The following is an 18,128-nucleotide window of genomic DNA, read 5'->3' as shown; positions in this document are numbered from 1 at the left end:
TAAGGACGAGCGGTACCGCCTGCCGCGGTTCCCCGCCCGCCGGTCGCCGGATCCCGGGCTTGACCCTGACGTCGCGTCAGGCACCACGCTCGTGGATGTGAGAGATGCTGGAGGGATGACGACGAGAGACGGGCTCACCGTAGGTGCGGTCGCCGCGCTCGTCGGCGTGAGCGTCCGGACCCTGCACCACTGGGACCGGATCGGGCTGGCGCCGGCGAGCGGCAGGACGTGGTCGGACTACCGGGTATATGACGACGACGACGTCGCCCGCATCCACCGGATCCTGGTCTACCGCGAGCTGGGCTTCCCACTGGCGCAGATCGGGGGGCTGCTGGACGACCCGGAGGCCGACGCCCTGGCTCACCTGACCCGCCAGCGGGAGCTGCTGGTCGGACGCATCTCGCACCTGCAGGAGATGGTCTCCGCAGTCGACCGCATGAAGGAGGCGATCGATATGAACGCACCACTGACCCCGGAGGACCGGGCCGAGATCTTCGGCACGGACTGGAAGGAGGAGTACCGGGAGGAGGCCGAGCAGCGCTGGGGCGACTCCCCGCAGTGGGCGCAGTCGCAGGAACGCACGGCGCGCATGTCCAAGGAGGAATGGAGGCGGGTCAAGGCCGAGGGTGACGCGCTGAACGCCGACCTCGCCGCCGCCAAGCGCGCCGACGTCGACCCGGCCTCGCCCGAGGCCGCCGCGCTGGCCGAGCGGCACCGGTCCTCGATCGCCCGGTTCTACGACTGCACGCACTCGATGCAGGTCTGCCTGGCGCGGATGTACGTCGAGGACCAACGGTTCGCCGCGACGTACGACGCGCACGAGCCGGGTCTGACGCAGTGGCTGGTCGCCGCCGTCGAGGCCAACGCCCGGGCGCACGGCGTCGACCCGGACACCGCCACCTGGGAGTGAGCCGGTCCGCATGAGCCGGTGGGCGATGTCGGTACGCGGCCGTACGCTGGCCCGCATGAGCCGATGGACCACAACCGACATCCCCGACCAGACCGGCCGGACCTTCGTGGTCACCGGAGCGAACTCCGGGCTGGGCCTGCAGTCCACCCGCGCGCTGACCGACGCGGGCGCACGCGTGATCATGGCCTGCCGTGACACCGGCCGCGCCGAGACCGCCCGCGCGACACTCGCGCACCCGGAGCGCGCCGAGGTCGTGGAGCTGGATCTGGCCGACCTCGACTCCGTACACGCGGCGGGTGAGCTCCTCGCGGGTCGTGCACCCGACGTGCTCATCAACAACGCGGGACTGATGAACATCCCGCGGTCGAGCACGGCGCAGGGCCACGAGATGCAGTTCGGCGTCAACGTGCTCGGCCACTTCGCCCTCACCGAGCACGTCGCGCCGGCGCTCACCGACAGGGTGGTGTGGTTGGGCTCGATGATGCACCGCTTCGGCTCGGTGGACCCGGACGATCTGGACTGGACCCGCCGCCGCTACTCGCCGATGCCGGTCTACGCCGCGTCCAAGCTGGCGTGTGTGATGCTCGCCTACGAGCAGCAGCGTCGCCTGGATGCCGCGGGGTCGTCGCTCAAGGCGGTGGCCGCGCACCCGGGGTACTCGGCGACCAATCTGCAGTACCGCAGCGGCAGCCGCGTGCAGGACCTGCTCATGAAGGGCGTCGAGAGGATCCCGTTCCTGGTGCAGCCGGCAGAGCGAGGTGCCCTACCGCAGCTCTACGCGGCGACCGTGGGGTCCGTTCCGGGCGGCGCGTACATCGGCCCCGACGGCCCCGGCGAACTCACCGGGTACCCCACCACCGTGCACTCCACCAAGGCGTCCCACGACCACGACGTCGCCGCCGCGCTGTGGGACCGGTGCCGGGAGATGACCGCGCAGGGGTGATCCCCCCGGGACGCCCGGGGGGACGACGACGAGGCCTGGGCCCTACGCGCGCCGGCGAGCGAAGGCCAGCAGCAGCCCGCCCAGCAGAACCGTCACGGCGGCCACGCCCACCAGCGTGGTGGTCTCCACGCCGGTGACGGCCAGCGCGGCGGGGGCCGACGGCGCCGCCGCGGCGGGAGCCTCCCCCGCAGGCGTGGCGGCGGCAACCGGAGTGGCCGCGGCGCCGAGGGTGGCGCCCACGCCGTCGGTTCCGCTCTGCCCATCGCGGGCGGGACCGTTCGCGCCGGCCGGGGAGTCGCCGGTCTCGTCGTCGTCTCCCTCGCCCGTCGCGCCCGATTCGCCGTCGGCGGCACCGGCGGTGTCGGGCTCGGAGACCCCGGCGACCTCAGCGGCCCCCTCCTCCGCCTCGGCCTCGGCCTCGGCGCGACGACGTTCGTTCTCCTCGTGGGGGTCCGCCAGCGCGGCGATCTGGACCGCCTCGATGCTCCCCGCCAGCCCGCCGGGCAGCTCGGTGCCCGCGGCGTCCGCGGCGTCGGTGAGCAGGGCACCGCCCTCGGCCGACCCCTCGACGATCCCGTGCCAGAAGTCCAACTCGTGCGGGTAGAGCTCGCCGACCTCTTGCCGCTCCCCCAGCGCGGTGAAGAATCCACCCGCGAGCTGCACGCTCAGAACAGGGAAGATGTACTCGGGGATCATGATCGACCCCAGCCCGATGGTGCCCGACCCGATCGATCCGGTCGGATTGGCGTAGACGGACCCCGGCAGGCTCCCGGAGGACGCCACCGACGCCGCGGCGGACCCGCCCGCCGACCCCAGCGCCTCGAGCGGCGCCACCGACCCGACCGCCTGGCCCAGCGACAGACCGGCGTCGGCCACCGGCGCGCTGCCGGTGTCGCGCAGTCCCTCGGACCCGAGCGCCCCGCCGCCGATGACGATCTCCTCGGGCAGCTGGCCGATCAGCTGGTCGACACTGCTGTTGCCCGTCTCCGCGGGCAACGTCGAACCCGACCCGGACTCCTCCTGGGCGTACCCCGGCGCAGGAGCCGCGACGGCAGCCAACACGGTGGCGGTGACAGCGGCGCCGAGGCGCCTGGTCCGGACTCCGGAACGGGTCTGGGGCATCGGGGACAGCCTCTCGTCGCATGGGCGGGCCTGTGCGACCCGCGCTCCGATGAGCGTACTACTGCGGTATCGCCCGACCGTAGCGTGCGATCTACTGCAGAGTCCGCCCTACTGCAGAGCCGAGGTGAGGCGCGCGACGTTGTCGACGTACCGCCCCGGCCACGGCCGGCTCATCCACGCCTCGAGCCCCAGGGTCGTGCAGTCCTGGAGGTAGGCGTCCACGACGTCGTTGAGCTCCGCCACCGCCTCGCCACCCAGGACCAGCAGACTGATCTCGAAGTTGAGGTTGAACGAGCGCTGATCCATGTTGCTCGATCCCACGACCCCGGCGTAGTCGTCGATCAACACCGTCTTGGTGTGCAGTACCGCCGGGGAGCGGAAGCGGTGGATCACCACACCAGCCTCGAGCAACGCGCGGTAGTACGACCGCTGGGCGTGATGGACGAGGAACTGGTCGGCGTTCTCGGGGACGAACAGCTCCACCCCCACCCCGCGGAACGACGCCGACGTGATGGCGTGCAGGAGGGCGTCGTCCGGGACGAAGTACGGGCTGACGATCCGGACCCGCTCGCGTGCCTGTCCGATGAGCTGGGTGAACATCCGCAGTCCGGGTTGAGTCCGGTACCCCGGGCCGGACGGGACCAACTGGAACGCGCTGACCGGGTCCCCCGCCGTCGGGTCCCCACCCTTGCGCCCGGGGGCCAGCGGCGCCCCCTGCGCGACGTCCTCCAACGTGCCGATCACCTCGCCGGACTCGGAGTACCAGTCCACCGCGAACACGCTGTCCATCGCCTGGACGATCTCCCCGCGGACCTCCATCATGAGGTCCACCCACTCACGGCCGAGCCGGGCGTTGCGGGAACTGCCGTAGTGGCGCTCGATGAGGTTCTGCGACCCGATGAAGCCGTGGAGCCCGTCCACGATGAGCATCTTCCGGTGGTTACGCAGGTCAGGGCGGCGGAAACGGCCCCGGAACGGGTTGACCGGCAGCATCAGGTGGAACTCGACCGGGGTACGCCGCAGCCGCTTGCGCAGCTTCTTGAATCCCCGGTAGCGCAGGGAACCGAGGTGGTCGACCAGCACCCGGACCGCGACCCCCCGCTCGGCGGCCTCCACCGCGGCGATGAAGAACTCATCGGTCTCGGAGTCCCACGACTGCGCGTAGAACTCGATGTGCACGTGGTCCCGAGCGGTCCGCACCGCCTGTGTCATCGCCGCCAGCGATCGTCTGTAGTCCGAGTGCAGTGCGACGAAGTCGCCGGACATGGCGGGGATCGCCGTGAGGGTGCGGTTCATCTCCAGGATCGTCCGCACCCCGGGGCCCACCTGCACACCGTCGGGCACCGTGGGCCGCTGCTCGAGCGCGTTCGCGTACAACAGGTTCGCCTCGGCCTGGATGATGTGGCGCCTACCGGTGATGTAGGGGTTGCCCAGCAGCAGGAACAGCGGTACCCCCACCACCGGGATGAAGAGGATCGCCAACAGCCACGCCTGCGACGACGAGGGTTGCCGGTTCTCCGGCACCATCCCCAGCGCGAGGATCTTGATGACGTACTCGGTGATGAGCAGCGCCGAGGTGACGCCCTCCGGGAACGGCAGGTCGAGACCGATCGTCGTGGGGTTCACGCGGTCGGGCGGGTCAGGACCGTCCCGAGGGCGAGCGCTCGGGGGTCGATCACCGTTCCGCCCCGCATCGTCCACCGCACCACGCCCGCCAGGGCGCGTTGGGCGTACACCGAGTCCGCCGAACCCAACTCGCGGGTCCCCGGCAGGACGACGAAGGCCTCGTCGTCACCGACCGCGGCGAAGTCCGCGCGCAGACCGACCCGGATCTCACCGCGGTCGCGCAGGCCCACGACCCCGGCCGTGCGCACGGCCATCCAGTTCGCCACGTCGGAGAGATCGAACCCGCGGCGGCGGGCCTCGGTCCACACCACCGACAGTCCCAACCGGGCCGAGGCCACGGCGTCGATCGTGCCGTCACGCAGCGCATCCCACAACAGTTCGCGGTTGGCGGCGTCCCGGATCGGCGGGTCGAGTCGCGCGACCGCGGGGCCACCGTGGGTGACCTCGGAGACCAGGGCCAGCATGTGCGGGCTGGTCGAGGCGGTCACCGCCACCCCGTCCGCCCGGGCCTCGCGCAGCAGTGGCAGTTCCTCGTGGTCGGACACCGCCCGCACGTGCAGCCGACCGCCCGTACGTCGGCAGACCTCCAGAAGATCGGGCAGGTCGTCCACCCCGGCGTCCACGGCGAACAGGCCGCCGGCCGCGGCGACCTCCTCGGCGGCGGCCACGAGTTGCGCCGAGTCCAGTGTCGGTGCGCCGTCGACGCCCTTTCCGGTGGCCACGGCGGACACCCCGAACACGCCACGGTCCAGGAGGGCCCCGAGCCTGCCGAGATTCCCCGGCACCGCCGCGCCCCAGAGCCCCACGTCGACCGTGGACTCGCCCGTGACCTTCTCCCGCCACCGGTCCACGTCCTCCGGCTGGACGGCGACCGGGTCCCCGTCGGTGCCGTAGTCCACCACCGTGGTGATCCCGCCCTGGGCCGCCGAGCGCGTCCCCACCGCGACGTCCTCGGTACTGACGTGGGGGTCGACGAGCCCGGGCATGAGGACCACATCGTCACCGAGCGCGATCGTGTGATCCCCCGCCAGGCCGATGTCCCGCGCGTCGGACCCCGTCCGCACCGACGAGATCACACCACCGTCCACCGTGACCGCCGCCTGCTGGATCCGACCGTCGACAACCGCGCGTCGGGCGTGGATCAGGAGTTCGTACTGGGCCACGGAGGGCTCCTTCCGGGTTCTCGGACGATGGCGGCGCACCCTTCACCGGTTATTGTCCCCCACGGGCGGGCTCCCCCGCGGGAGCGCGCCCGGATAGCGTTGCCATGAACAGTCCACGTCACAGGAGGCCCCGCATGACCGACACCCCCGCCGGATTCGTCCCCACCGCGGACCTCGTCGACGAGATCGGCGAGGACGTTCGAAGCTGCGACACCCAGTTCCGCGACCTCGGCGGAAGGACCGAGTTCTTCGGTCCCGTCTCCACCGTCCGGTGCTTCCAGGACAACGCGCTGCTCAAGAGCGTGCTCGGCGAGCCCGGCGAGGGCCGTGTCCTGGTGATCGACGGCGGCGGCAGCCTCCACACCGCCCTGGTGGGCGACCTGATCGCCGAGCTCGGTCGTTCCAACGGGTGGGCGGGCGTCGTGGTCAACGGCGCCATCCGCGACTCGGCGGTCGTGGGCGGCATGGACTTCGGCTGTAAGGCCCTGGGGACCAACCCCCGTAAGTCCTCCAAGACCGGTGCGGGCGAGCGCGACGTCACCGTGAGCTTCGGCGGGGTCGAGTTCGTCCCCGGCGACACCCTCTACGCCGATTCCGACGGGATCGTGCTGCGCTGACTCCTCGCCGACGCCGTCGCGCCTCCGACGTGGGCGCGAGGGCGGCGCGGAACGGCTCGGTGCGGGCTGGGCCAGATGACCCCGGACGTGGTCAGGAGGCTCCCCCGAGGCTGGCGACCGGGATCGTGAGCACGTCACCGATCGATGCCTCGGGCCCGTAGCTGCCCAGCGAACCGGGCGCATACGAGCCCGTCGAGTTGGGCAGATCGACGGACAGGACCACCGATCCGGTGTTGATCAGCTGGCCGAGCAGGTCCATCAGCGAGGCGGTGCCGAGCGACCCGTAGCCGATGCTGCCGCCGGTGGCGGCGAACACGGCTTGATCGAGGTTCATGCACCGGGTCGCGCCCCCGAACACGGGGATGTTCACGCATCCGGCCACGGCGTCGGGATCCACGGGGTCCACCCGGTCGATCTGCTCTGCCGCCGCCGTTCCGGCTCCGGACAGCAAGGCGGCGGCGGCGAGCGCCGAGGCGGCCGCGGCGAGGGTGGTCGTGCGCATGGAGATCCTCCGGGTCATCGACCCGCCCCGCGGCGAGGTCGTCCGCAGGTGATCGTATCGGTGGTCACACCCCGGCGGCACGTGACACGGGGTTTTCTGCCCGTCCGAACGGTCAGGCCTCGCGGCGGATCCAGCGCAGCAGGGGCCCCAGCGAGGCCCGGTCGGTGAGGTCCAGCCCACCCAGCTCGAGCATGGCGTCCTCCTCCGGCGTGCGCTCGGGCTTGCGCCGCAGCGCCGCGAGAGCGGTCTTGATGCCCAGCCGCTGACGGAATCCCAGCTGGTCCGGGGTTATCACGCCGCGCAGCTGGAAGAGCTTGAGGTCGCGGAGTTGGTCCCCGGAGAACTCGCTCGACATGAGCTCGATCCTGGCGTCATCGGTGACCGGGGTCGGGCCCACCATGACCACCGCGACCCGACGTCCGGCCTCGACGAGCGCCTCCCAGTTGTCCCGGATGAACGCCGAACCGCCCAGCCCACCGCCGGACCGCATACCGGTGATGAGAACGACCGTCCCGGCGACGACGAGTTCGGCCGGGTCGGCGTCGTCGTGATGGGTGGAGCCGGTGTCGAACTCCTCGGCGAGCCAGGCGGCGTACCGTCTGGCGCCGGGGTCATCGTCGTGCAGCACCACCGGAGCCTGGACCCTGCCCTGCGTCTCGTCAGCCATCAGGCCTCTCCCCGTCGATCACCCGCGACCACGCGGGCCGAACGGCCCCCGAACTCCACCACGTCACCGTCGACCAGCCCACGTCCCCGCCGCGCGTCGACCTCGCCGTTGACGCTCACGGCACCGGAGGCGACCGCGTCCTTGGCCTCGGCGCCCGAATCGATCAGCGACGCCAACTTGAGGAACTGGCCCAGTGTCAGTTTGGTCCCCAGGTCGCATTCGACCTCGTCGACCGGCGGACGGGCCGACGGGGGCGTCGCCCGCCCGGCCCGTCCTCGTCCTGCGATGTGGCGGCTCATGGGTTCGAGCCTATCGGGCGCCTCATCGGGCGGACGGACCCGTCCTCCGCGGCGGCTCGTCCGGAAGTGCCCCGCGCCCGCGCCGCGTCACCAGAGCCAGGCCGGTCCCGCCGGCCACGAGTACGGCGGCGGCGAGGGCCAGGGCGGTGATCTGCACTCCCGACATGCCCGAGGAGCCGGTGTCCTCCTGCTCGTCCACGTGCGGGGACTCGCCCTTCGACGGCAGCGGTGGCAACTCGCTGAGTACGGGCAGATCCGTCATCTCCGCGCGGACACCGGGATCCGGGAACTGCGCCGACGCGCCCGGCGCCCCGACCAGGACGAACGTTGCGCAGAGCGCGACGACCATGCTGGCGGGGCGGCGGCGGACCATGGATGCCTTCCGTGACGGAGGCCGGACGGCCTGGTGTCAGAGTAACCCTGATCTTATGTTCCATTAAGGTCAGGCGCCACGTCGGATCTCAGCGCTGCGCGACGTCCGTCGGGCGAACCGGCGCGGGCAGCGCCGTCTCGCCCATCAGGAAGCGGTCCACCGATGCGGCAGCGGCACGGCCCTCCGCGATCGCCCACACGATCAGCGACTGACCGCGGCCCATGTCACCGGCGACGAACACGCCGTCGACGTTGGTGGCGTAGGTGCCGTCTCGATCGACGTTGCCGCGGTCGGTGAAGTCCACCCCGAGGTCCGAACACAGCCCGGCCTTCTGCGCACCGGTGAACCCCATCGCCAGCAGGACCAGGTCCGCCGGGTACTCGAAGTCCGTACCGGGAACGGGCTCGAAGCGCCCGTCCACCATCCTCACCTCGGAACCCTTGAGTGCGGTCACATGCCCGTTCTCACCGACGAACTCCGCGGTGGACACGCCGTAGACGCGCTCACCGTTCTCCTCGTGCGCCGAGGCCGTGCGGAACATCAGCGGGTACACCGGCCACGGCGTCGAGGCCGCGCGGGTGGCCGGCGGGCGGGGCATGATCTCGAAGCTCTTGACCGACTTGGCGCCCTGACGGGTCGCCGTACCGAGGCAGTCCGCTCCGGTGTCGCCGCCACCGATGATGATGACGTGCTTGTCACGCGCGTGGATCGCGGGCAGCCCGTCGGCATCCACCACCGGGTCGCCGACCGCTGCCTTGTTGGCCAGGGGCAGGTAGTCCATGGCCTGATGGATGCCGTCCAGCTCCCGGCCCGGCACGGGCAGATCCCGCCTCATGGTGGCGCCACCGCTCAGCACCACCGCGTCGAACTGCTCGCGCAGCTGCGACGCCGTGATGTCCTTGCCGACGTTGACACCGGGACGGAAGACCGTTCCCTCCGCCTCCATCTGTGCCAGGCGGCGGTCGAGGATCGCCTTCTCCATCTTGAACTCGGGGATCCCGTATCGCATGAGCCCACCGATGCGGTCGTCCCGCTCGAACACCGTGACCGAGTGACCGGCGCGCGTGAGCTGCTGAGCGGCCGCCAGGCCCGCCGGTCCCGAACCCACGACCGCGACGGTCTGGCCCGTGCGGAATGACGGGATGACCGGCTCCATGCCGCCGTCGGCCCACGCCGCCTCGGCGATCTCGACCTCGATCTGCTTGATCGTCACCGGCGGCTGGTTGATGCCCAGGACGCACGAGCCCTCACAGGGTGCGGGGCAGAGACGGCCGGTGAACTCCGGGAAGTTGTTGGTCGCGTGCAACCGGTCGACCGCGGCGTCCCACTTCCCGCGGTGCACGAGGTCGTTCCACTCCGGGATGATGTTGCCCAGCGGACACCCCTGGTGACAGAACGGGATACCGCAGCTCATGCAGCGGCTGGCCTGGGTCTTCAGGTCGTCTTCCGGGAGGGTCGTCGACTCGTAGACTTCCTTCCAGTCCATGATTCGCAGATCGACGGGGCGGCGCTCGGGCAGCTCCCGCTCGGTGTGCTTGAGAAAGCCCTTCGGGTCAGCCATTTGCGGCCTCCATGATCGCCTCGTCCACGTTGCGTCCGTCCTTCTCCGCCTGCTCGATGGCCAGCAGCACACGCTTGTAGTCGCGCGGCATGACCTTGGCGAAATGGTTCACGTTCTGGGCCCAGCCGCCGAGGATCTCCCGGCCCCGGGCCGAATCGGTCTCCTCCACGTGGCGCTCCACGATGCCGTGGAGGAACTCCACGTCCTCGCTCGTCAGCTCATCGGTGTCGACGAGTTCGACGTTGAGGTTCTCCGGCAGGACGCCCTGCGGGTCGTAGAAGTACGCGACGCCTCCGGACATACCTGCCGCGACGTTCCGGCCCGTCTCCCCCAGTACGACGACGCGTCCGCCCGTCATGTACTCGCAGGCGTGGTCGCCCACGCCCTCCACGACCGCGGTGACGCCCGAGTTGCGCACGCAGAAGCGCTCACCCACGATGCCGCGGAGGAAGACCTCGCCGGCGGTGGCTCCGTAGCAGATCACGTTGCCGGCGATGATGTTGTTCTCGGCCACGAAGTCGGGCGCGGCGTCCTCTGCGGGTCGAACCACGATGCGGCCCCCCGACAGGCCCTTGCCCACGTAGTCGTTGGCGTCACCGAACACGCGCACCGTCACACCCGAGGCGAGGAACGCCCCGAGAGAGTTGCCGGCGGATCCGGTGAAGCTCAGGTCGATCGACCCGTCCGGGAGGCCGGCACCACCATGGGCCTTGGAGATCTCGTGGCTGAGCATGGTGCCCACCGAGCGGTTGACGTTGCTGATCGGGTAACTGCCCGTGTACGACCCCGACGAGGCGTCGTCGATCACACTGCGGCAGTCATCGATGAGCCTGCGGTCCACGACACCCTCGAGCTTGTGGTCCTGCGACTTGGTGTTCCGCAGGTCCTGGTGCATGAACGGGGACTCCGCCTGGGCGAAGATCGGTTCCAGGTCGAGCTTGGCGACGCGCTTGTTGTGGGCGAACGCCCGCGACTTGTCGAGGCACTCGGAGTGGCCGATCGCCTCGTCGAGGGTGCGGAACCCGAGCTCGGCGAGGTACTCGCGCACCTCCTCGGCGATGAACTCCATGAAGTTCACCACGTACTCGGCCTTGCCGTTGAACCGCTCGCGCAGGACCGGGTTCTGGGTGGCCACGCCGACGGGGCAGGTGTCGAGGTGGCACACGCGCATCATCACGCAGCCGGCCACGACGAGCGGAGCCGTCGCGAAGCCGAACTCCTCGCCGCCGAGCAGTGCGGCGACGATGACGTCGCGCCCCGTCTTGAGCTGCCCGTCGACCTGCACGACGATCCGGTCGCGCAACCCGTTGACCAGCAGGGTCTGCTGGGTCTCGGCGAGCCCCAGTTCCCAGGGTCCGCCCGCGTGCTTCAACGAGGTCAGCGGCGAGGCGCCGGTACCGCCGTCGTGCCCGGAGATGAGCACGACGTCGGCGTGGGTCTTGGACACGCCGGTCGCGACGGTGCCCACGCCCTGCTCGGCCACGAGCTTGACGTGGATCCGGGCCTCGGGATTGGCGTTCTTCAGGTCATAGATGAGCTGTGCCAGGTCCTCGATCGAGTAGATGTCGTGGTGCGGCGGCGGCGAGATCAGCCCGACGCCCGGGGTCGATCCGCGGACCTCGGCGACCCACGGGTAGACCTTGCCCGGCGGGAGCTGACCGCCCTCGCCCGGCTTGGCGCCCTGGGCCATCTTGATCTGGATGTCGGTGCAGTTGGCCAGGTAGTTGCTGGTCACACCGAACCGGCCGGAGGCCACCTGCTTGATCGCCGAGCGGCGCCAGTCCCCGTTGGGGTCGGGGCTGAAGCGGTCGATCGACTCCCCGCCCTCGCCCGAGTTGGACCGGGCGTGGAGACGGTTCATGGCGATCGCCAGCGTCTCGTGGGCCTCTGCCGAGATGGAGCCGTAGCTCATCGCGCCCGTGGAGAAACGCTTGACGATCTCCGAGACCGGCTCGACCTCCTCGATCGGCACCGGGGGACGGGTCCCCTTCAGATCGAACAGGCCGCGGAGGGTCGCCAGGCGCTCCGACTGGTCGTCGACGAGCTTGGTGTACTCCTTGAAGATCTCGTAGCGACCGGAGCGCGTGGAGTGCTGGAGCTTGAACACCGTATCCGGGTTGAACAGGTGATACTCGCCCTCGCGGCGCCACTGGTACTCGCCGCCGATCTCGAGTTCACGGTGCGCGGCCTCCTCCGGCCGCGGCAGGAACGCGAAGCGGTGGCGGCGCGCCACGTCCTCGGCGATCTCGTCCAGGCCGATGCCGTCGATGGGGCTCACCGAGCCCGTGAAGTACTCGTCGCACATCTCCTGCGAGAGTCCCGTGATGTCGAAGAGCTGCGCGCCGGTGTAGGACGCGAGCGTCGAGATGCCCATCTTGGACATCACCTTGAGCACGCCCTTGGCAGCGGCCTTGCGGTAGTTGGCGCAGGCCGCGGGAGTGTCCACGTCGGTGATGTGCCCGGCCTTGACGAGCTCGTCGATGGACTCGAACGCCATGTAGGGGTTGATCGCCTCGGCACCGTAGCCGAACAGGACCGCCATGTGGTGGACCTCGCGGGCGTCACCGGACTCCACGACGAGGCTCACCCGGGTGCGGGTCTTCTCCCGGACGAGGTGATGGTGCACGGCCGAGGTGAGCAGCAGCGACGGGATGGGTGCGTTGCGCTCATCCGACTCCCGATCCGACAGGACGATGATCGTGGCGCCGTCCTCGATGGCGTGGGAGACCTCCCGGCGGATCCTCTCCAGGGCGATCCTGAGACCACGCCCGCCGTGGGCGACGTTGTACAGGCCGCGCACGACCACGGAACGCAGGCCCGGGCGCGTCTCGCCGGCCGCCATCAGGGTCGACAGCTCGTCGTTCCCGAGGATCGGGTTGTCGAGCCGGATCTGACGGCACGACTCCGGGCCCGGGTTGATGAGATCGCCCTCGGGGCCGAGTGTCACGCCGTAGCTGGTGACGAGCTCCTCGCGGATGGCGTCGAGCGGCGGGTTGGTGACCTGGGCGAAACGCTGGGCGAAGTAGTCGAACAGCATCCGCGCGCGCTCGGACAGCACGGGGAGCGGAGTGTCGGTGCCCATCGACCCGATCGCCTCGGCGCCGGCCGCTGCCATCGGGGCGACGAGGATCCGGAGCTCCTCCTCCGTGAACCCGAAGACCCGCTGACGCAGGACGACGCGCTCGTGGGGCATGTACGGATGCTCGACCTGGGGCAGATCCTCGAGTCGGACCATTCCCTCGTCGAGCCACTGCTGGTACGGGTGCTCGGCGGCCAACCCGGTCTTGATCTCCTCGTCGTCGATGATCCGCCCCTGGGCGGTGTCGACCAGGAACATCCGCCCTGGGCGGAGGCGGGTCTTGGTGACCACCTTGTCCTGGGGGATGTCGAGGACGCCGACCTCGGAGGCCATGACGACGAGCCCGTCGTCGGTGACCCAGATCCGGGAGGGCCGCAGACCGTTGCGGTCGAGCACTGCGCCGATCACGGTGCCGTCGGTGAACGTGATGGAAGCCGGTCCGTCCCACGCCTCCATGAGGGAGGAGTGGTACTCGTAGAACGCCCGCTTGGCGGGGTCCATCGTCTCGTGGCGTTCCCACGCCTCCGGGACCATCATGAGCACGGCATGCGGCAGGGTGCGTCCGGCCAGGGTCAGCAACTCGAGCGCCTCGTCGAAGCGCGCGGTGTCGGAGCCGCCCGGGGTACAGATGGGCAGGGCCGCCGACAGGTCCTCGATGTGCTCGCTGGTCATCAGTGACTCGCGGGCCCGCATCCAGTTCTCGTTGCCCCGGGCGGTGTTGATCTCACCGTTGTGGGCGACGTAGCGGAACGGGTGCGCCAGCGGCCACGCGGGGAACGTGTTGGTGGAGAAGCGCGAGTGGACGATGCCCAGGGCGGATTCCACGCGCTCGTCCTGGAGGTCCAGGTAGAACTCCGGGAGCTGCTTCTCGGTGAGCATGCCCTTGTAGACGAAGGTGCGCGGGCTCAGGGACGGGAAGTACACGGTCTCGGAACCGAGGTCCCCCTTGCCCGGCCCCTTGGAGCCCAGCTCGTGCTCGCAGCGCTTGCGCACGACGAAGCACTTGCGCTCCAGTTCCAACCCCGTGAGCAGCGTCCCGCCGGGGCCGGCGGCCTTGACGAAGATCTGACGGATACTGGGCTGCGCGTCGCGGGAGATCGCGCCGACCGTGGAATCGTCGACCGGGACCTCACGCCACCCGACGACGGTCACGCCCTGCTCTGCGGCGATCCGCTCGACCATCCGCATAGCGTCCATCGCGAGCATGCGGGACTGGGGGAGAAAACAAAGGCCGGTGGCATATGCACCGGCCTCAGGCAGCTCTACGTTCTGCTCCTCACGCATTACCTCGCGGAGGAACAAATCCGGTACCTGGATCAACAAGCCCGTGCCGTCGCCCGTGTTGGCCTCGGCGCCCACGGCGCCACGGTGCTCGAGGTTGACCAGGGCGGCGATCGCCTTCTCGACGATGTCCCGGGACTGACGTCCGTACATGTCCACGACGAACGCGACACCACACGAGTCGTGTTCGTATTCAGGGCGGTACAGGCTCTTGGGGCCGGGAGTCGTCATCATGTGTTCGCCTTCGCTTGTCGACGGGCGGACTCCGTGGTGTCTGGAGCACCCGTACTCAGAGGACCGAAGTGCTCTGGCTGGGAAATAATATGGGCAAGAGGGGCACAGCACACAAATTGGGAAAGTCAAACTGTTGCGCCTGACATGGGAAGCTGGTTCCACCTTGTGAGATTTCTCTCAGGGACCCCGCTTCACCTGCGCGCGAGATGGCGGAAGGCCCGCCCCGGGAGGACACTCCCCGGGCGGGCCTTCCGCTGCCGTGATTCACCGAATCATCGGCAGTGGCGGCAGGGTGACACCGTTCGGCAACACCAGCTCGTAGTCGCCCAGCGAACCGGCCGTCACGACGACCGCGTTGACACCTCCGCCGGCCCCTGCGCCACCGACCATGCCCGGCTCGGCTCCGCGTCCGTTGGGAGCCGAGGGGCCGGGCGCGACAGGCGGGGCGACGGCGACCGCGGGCGCGGCGGCGACCGCGGGCGCGGCGGCGACCGGAGCCGGCAGCCCCGGCAGCGGCGGAAGTGCTATCCCCATGTCCGCAGCCACCTGCAGGATCATGGGCCCTGCAGCGACCGAACCCCCGATGAGCGCGACGGGCAGTAGGAGGGGCAACGATCCTGCAGCCGATCCCGCAGATCCGAGTGGGGCCAGCGATGCCGTGAGTGAACCGAGCGGAGCGAGGGACCCGGCAGCCGAACCCGGTTCGAGAGATCCCATGGGAAGCGACCCCTCGAGGGAGCCCTCGTCGGACCCCAGACCATCCGAACCCGCAGCAGACCCCGCCGACAACGGCGCGAGTGAACCCTCCAGCGAGCCCGCATCCAACGAACCCTCCAACGAACCATCGTCCGAACCGGCTGCGCTGCCCACCGCGAGCGCCATCAACCCGAGGGAACCCAACAACGGCGCGGACCCCAGGGCCAGGGAGCCCTCCTCAGACCCCAGGTCGTCGGACCCGACGTCGGAGCCCGCCGACAGTTGATCGAGCGACCCCGGCTCCAGGGACCCCTCGACCGAGCCGACCGCACTGCCCACCGCGAGTTCCAGCGAGCCCAGTGGTGCGGATCCCTCGCCGGAACCCTCATCGGATCCCGGCTCGAGGGATCCCAGGTCGAGGGAGCCCTGCAGCGAACCGTCGAGGGAGCCCTCGTCGGACCCCAGACCATCCGAACCCGCAGCAGACCCCGCCGACAACGGCGCGAGTGAACCCTCCAGCGAGCCCGCATCCAACGAACCCTCCAACGAACCATCGTCCGAACCGGCTGCGCTGCCCCCCGCGAGCGCCATCAACCCGAGGGAACCCAACAACGGCGCGGACCCCAGGGCCAGGGAGCCCTCCTCAGACCCCAGGTCGTCGGACCCGACGTCGGAGCCCGCCGACAGTTGATCGAGCGACCCCGGCTCCAGGGACCCCTCGACCGAGCCGACCGCACTGCCCACCGCGAGTTCCAGCGAGCCCAGTGGTGCGGATCCCTCGCCGGAACCCTCATCGGATCCCGGCTCGAGGGATCCCAGGTCGAGGGAGCCCTGCAGCGAACCGTCGAGGGAGCCCTCGTCGGACCCCAGGTCGTCTGACCCGGCATCGGAGCCCGCCGACAGTTGATAGAGCGACCCCGGCTCGAGTGACCCCTCGCCCGATCCCTCGCCCGATGACGCGACCGAGAGCAGGGCCATCAACGCGACAAGCGAGCCGGCCTCGACCGAGCCCGGCTCCAACGAGCCGTCAGGATCCAACGAGCCCGGGTCCAACGAGCCCGGGTCCGACGAGCCCGGGTCCAGCGAACCGTCCGCGCCGAGCGAGTCCGGGTCCAACGAGCCCGGTTCGAGCGACCCACCGTCCTCGCTGCCGGAGGTCAGCGATCCGGCCAGGTCGTCGAGCGATCCCGAGGGGAGAAACTCCTCGAGGGAGCCGTCTGGGCCCAGCGAGTCGGACCCGAGGGACCCCTCCCCGTCGGAGCCGACGTCCTCAAGCGACCCCATCAGTTCCGGGACTCCCCCGAGGGACCCGCCGCCGTCCGAACCGAGGGCGAGATCGAGATTCAACGCCAGTTCTGCCGCGAGCCCCGCCGATCCCGTCTGGGCGTGGGATATACCGGCGGCTCCGGACACGGTCAGGGCGGCGATGCCACCAACCGCGGCCATTCGTCGGATGAGTGGATGGTGATGTGCCATGGCCGGTCTCGATTCTGATCGTGGCCCCCGTTCGGGACCAGCTCCTGAGTCCTGCGGTGCGACGACCCACGGCCTCTGCGGGCTGTTCGCCGCTATCAGAATACTGTTACCTAGATCACAGTTCCACCGCTACTTAGCCATCCACATCAGTTCCTCCCGGCCAGGCCCGTAAATCCGGCCCGGCCGGGTGTCGCGACACCTCGTCGTCGTCATCGTGCGGCCTCCCGACCCCCTAGGCTTTCCGGCGTGACCCGCGCCCCCGTCCCGCCGCTCCGCCGCATGGCGGACGGCACGGTCAAACAGACCAATCCCTTCACCGGCACCGAGGTGTGGACCGTCCCCGGACGCGCCCACCGGCCGATCGAGCACTCCCCCGGCCGGGTCACCGCTGTGGACCCGGTCGTCCCCGAGGCCCGGTGCCCGTTCTGCGTGACCCGCATGCTCGAGACCACCCCGGAGAAGGCACGCGTGGTCCGCGACGGCGACACCTGGCGGGTGCTCGAGGAGGTGCCGGCCGCCGACCTCGACGCCACGACCCCGGAGTTCCGCCTGTTCGGCAACCTCTTCGAGATCGTCTCGCTGGACTACTGGAGAGCCGTGCACGGCTACCGACTCCCCGGCCGCGCGGCCGCCCACCAGGCCGCCTATCTCTCCACCCCGGCCGGCGTCGCCCACGTCCGCGCGCTGGTCCGCGCCCGCATCGCCGCCGCACAGGGCGACCCGGCCGCCGTCGACGCCATGGACCCGGCCGCTCTCGCCGCCCATTCGGAGAGCTTCTTCGGTGGCTGCCACGACGTGGTGGTCGCGCGTCGGCATCTCACCGACGGCGCGACCACCAGCGACCGCCACGCCTCCTCCGGCGACCTCACCCCCGCCGAGCACGAGCAGTTCACCGCCTTCACCATCCGCGCCATGCGGTCCCTGTACCGCGACAATCCCCACGCGCGGTACGTGTCGGTCTTCCAGAACTGGCTCGCGCCGGCCGGAGCCTCGTTCGACCACCTGCACAAGCAACTGGTGGCGATTGACGAGATCCCCGCCAAGACCGCCCGCGAAGCCGCGGCCCTGGAGGGCGACCCCGACATGTACAACAGGCTCGGCGTGGACCACGCGGCGGCCGAGCAGCTGGTGGTGGCGGCCAATGAGCACGCCGTCGCGGTGGTGGGCGTCGGGCACCGGTACCCGGCCCTGGTGGTCTACTCCCGGTCGGCGGCGAGCTCGCCCTGGGAGCACTCGGCGGCCGAGCTGCGTGGCGTCTCGGATCTGCTGCACGCGTGCCACGCGGCGACGGGTCGGCTGGTCCCGTGCAACGAGGAGTGGCACACCCGTCCGCCCGGAGTGGGCGACGTGGCCATGCCGTGGCGGATCGTGCTCAAGTGGCGCATCTCCACCCCGGCCGGCTTCGAGGGGGCGACGGGGATCTTCGTCAACACCGTCGACCCGTGGACCCTGCGCGACAGGGTGGTACCGCGCCTCGTGGAGCTGCGGGCGGCGGGCCGGATCGCCGGGATGGCGGTGGGCGCCGAGTGTGGTGACGTGCGGGGGTCACTGCGGTACGGGCGGTGACGGCGAGGGGAAC

14 protein-coding genes are annotated in these 18,128 nt (G+C 70.3%); 4 read left to right on the top strand and 10 right to left on the bottom strand.

Annotated features, from left to right (window positions below; genetic code table 11):
- The first annotated feature begins 115 nt into the window (after positions 1-115).
- Together AC3DE3_RS10140 and AC3DE3_RS10135 are read left to right on the top strand one after the other, a co-directional pair.
- Complete coding sequence (locus tag AC3DE3_RS10140) at positions 116-910, top strand: MerR family transcriptional regulator (RefSeq protein WP_488369871.1); 795 nt, start codon at positions 116-118, stop codon at positions 908-910.
- A 55-nt stretch (positions 911-965) separates the two neighbouring features.
- Positions 966-1,853, top strand: a complete 888-nt coding sequence (locus tag AC3DE3_RS10135) for an oxidoreductase (protein ID WP_488369870.1) — start codon at positions 966-968, stop codon at positions 1,851-1,853.
- A gap of 42 nt (positions 1,854-1,895) precedes the next feature.
- Here the strand turns inward: AC3DE3_RS10135 and AC3DE3_RS10130 are convergent, their stop codons facing one another.
- The 3 genes from AC3DE3_RS10130 to AC3DE3_RS10120 all read right to left on the bottom strand — a co-directional run bounded on the left by AC3DE3_RS10130 (position 1,896) and on the right by AC3DE3_RS10120 (position 5,764).
- On the bottom strand, positions 1,896-2,975 hold the full coding sequence (locus AC3DE3_RS10130; protein ID WP_488369869.1) for a hypothetical protein: 1,080 nt from the start codon (positions 2,973-2,975) through the stop codon (positions 1,896-1,898).
- A 108-nt stretch (positions 2,976-3,083) separates the two neighbouring features.
- Positions 3,084-4,601: a phospholipase D-like domain-containing protein gene (locus AC3DE3_RS10125; protein WP_488369868.1), complete on the bottom strand. Its 1,518-nt coding sequence runs from the start codon at positions 4,599-4,601 to the stop codon at positions 3,084-3,086.
- Positions 4,598-5,764: an amidohydrolase family protein gene (locus tag AC3DE3_RS10120; protein WP_488369867.1), complete on the bottom strand. Its 1,167-nt coding sequence runs from the start codon at positions 5,762-5,764 to the stop codon at positions 4,598-4,600. Before AC3DE3_RS10120 ends, AC3DE3_RS10125 begins: the two co-directional genes overlap by 4 nt.
- Positions 5,765-5,898: 134 nt before the next feature.
- Between AC3DE3_RS10120 and rraA the strand changes: the two genes are divergently transcribed.
- A complete protein-coding gene (gene rraA / locus AC3DE3_RS10115; RefSeq protein ID WP_488369866.1) occupies positions 5,899-6,381 on the top strand; it encodes a ribonuclease E activity regulator RraA in 483 nt (160 codons plus the stop codon).
- A gap of 91 nt (positions 6,382-6,472) precedes the next feature.
- Here the strand turns inward: rraA and AC3DE3_RS10110 are convergent, their stop codons facing one another.
- The 7 genes from AC3DE3_RS10110 to AC3DE3_RS10080 form a co-directional block, all read right to left on the bottom strand.
- Positions 6,473-6,883, bottom strand: a complete 411-nt coding sequence (locus AC3DE3_RS10110; RefSeq protein WP_488369865.1) for a hypothetical protein — start codon at positions 6,881-6,883, stop codon at positions 6,473-6,475.
- Between the two features lie 112 nt (positions 6,884-6,995).
- Positions 6,996-7,550: a hypothetical protein gene (locus tag AC3DE3_RS10105; protein WP_260486356.1), complete on the bottom strand. Its 555-nt coding sequence runs from the start codon at positions 7,548-7,550 to the stop codon at positions 6,996-6,998.
- Positions 7,550-7,762: an RNA-binding S4 domain-containing protein gene (locus tag AC3DE3_RS10100; RefSeq protein WP_260489242.1), complete on the bottom strand. Its 213-nt coding sequence runs from the start codon at positions 7,760-7,762 to the stop codon at positions 7,550-7,552. The genes AC3DE3_RS10105 and AC3DE3_RS10100 overlap by 1 nt, the downstream gene beginning before the upstream one ends.
- A 109-nt stretch (positions 7,763-7,871) precedes the next feature.
- Positions 7,872-8,222 (bottom strand): hypothetical protein, encoded by a 351-nt coding sequence (locus AC3DE3_RS10095; protein ID WP_488369864.1) that lies wholly within the window; start codon positions 8,220-8,222, stop codon positions 7,872-7,874.
- Between the two features lie 88 nt (positions 8,223-8,310).
- Complete coding sequence (locus AC3DE3_RS10090; protein WP_260486353.1) at positions 8,311-9,783, bottom strand: glutamate synthase subunit beta; 1,473 nt, start codon at positions 9,781-9,783, stop codon at positions 8,311-8,313.
- Positions 9,776-14,377: a glutamate synthase large subunit gene (gene gltB / locus AC3DE3_RS10085; RefSeq protein WP_488369863.1), complete on the bottom strand. Its 4,602-nt coding sequence runs from the start codon at positions 14,375-14,377 to the stop codon at positions 9,776-9,778. Before gltB ends, AC3DE3_RS10090 begins: the two co-directional genes overlap by 8 nt.
- Before the next feature lie 264 nt (positions 14,378-14,641).
- On the bottom strand, positions 14,642-16,549 hold the full coding sequence (locus tag AC3DE3_RS10080) for a hypothetical protein (protein WP_488369862.1): 1,908 nt from the start codon (positions 16,547-16,549) through the stop codon (positions 14,642-14,644).
- Positions 16,550-16,828: 279 nt separating this feature from the next.
- Between AC3DE3_RS10080 and AC3DE3_RS10075 the strand changes: the two genes are divergently transcribed.
- Positions 16,829-18,115, top strand: coding sequence for a DUF4921 family protein (locus AC3DE3_RS10075; protein WP_260489241.1), 1,287 nt, complete (start codon positions 16,829-16,831; stop codon positions 18,113-18,115).
- Positions 18,116-18,128 lie beyond the last annotated feature (13 nt).

This window comes from Dietzia sp. IBK-p2-16D (genome assembly GCF_057773085.1).
Note: the sequence above shows the minus strand (reverse complement) of the source record. Positions and strands in the feature narration are given on the sequence as shown.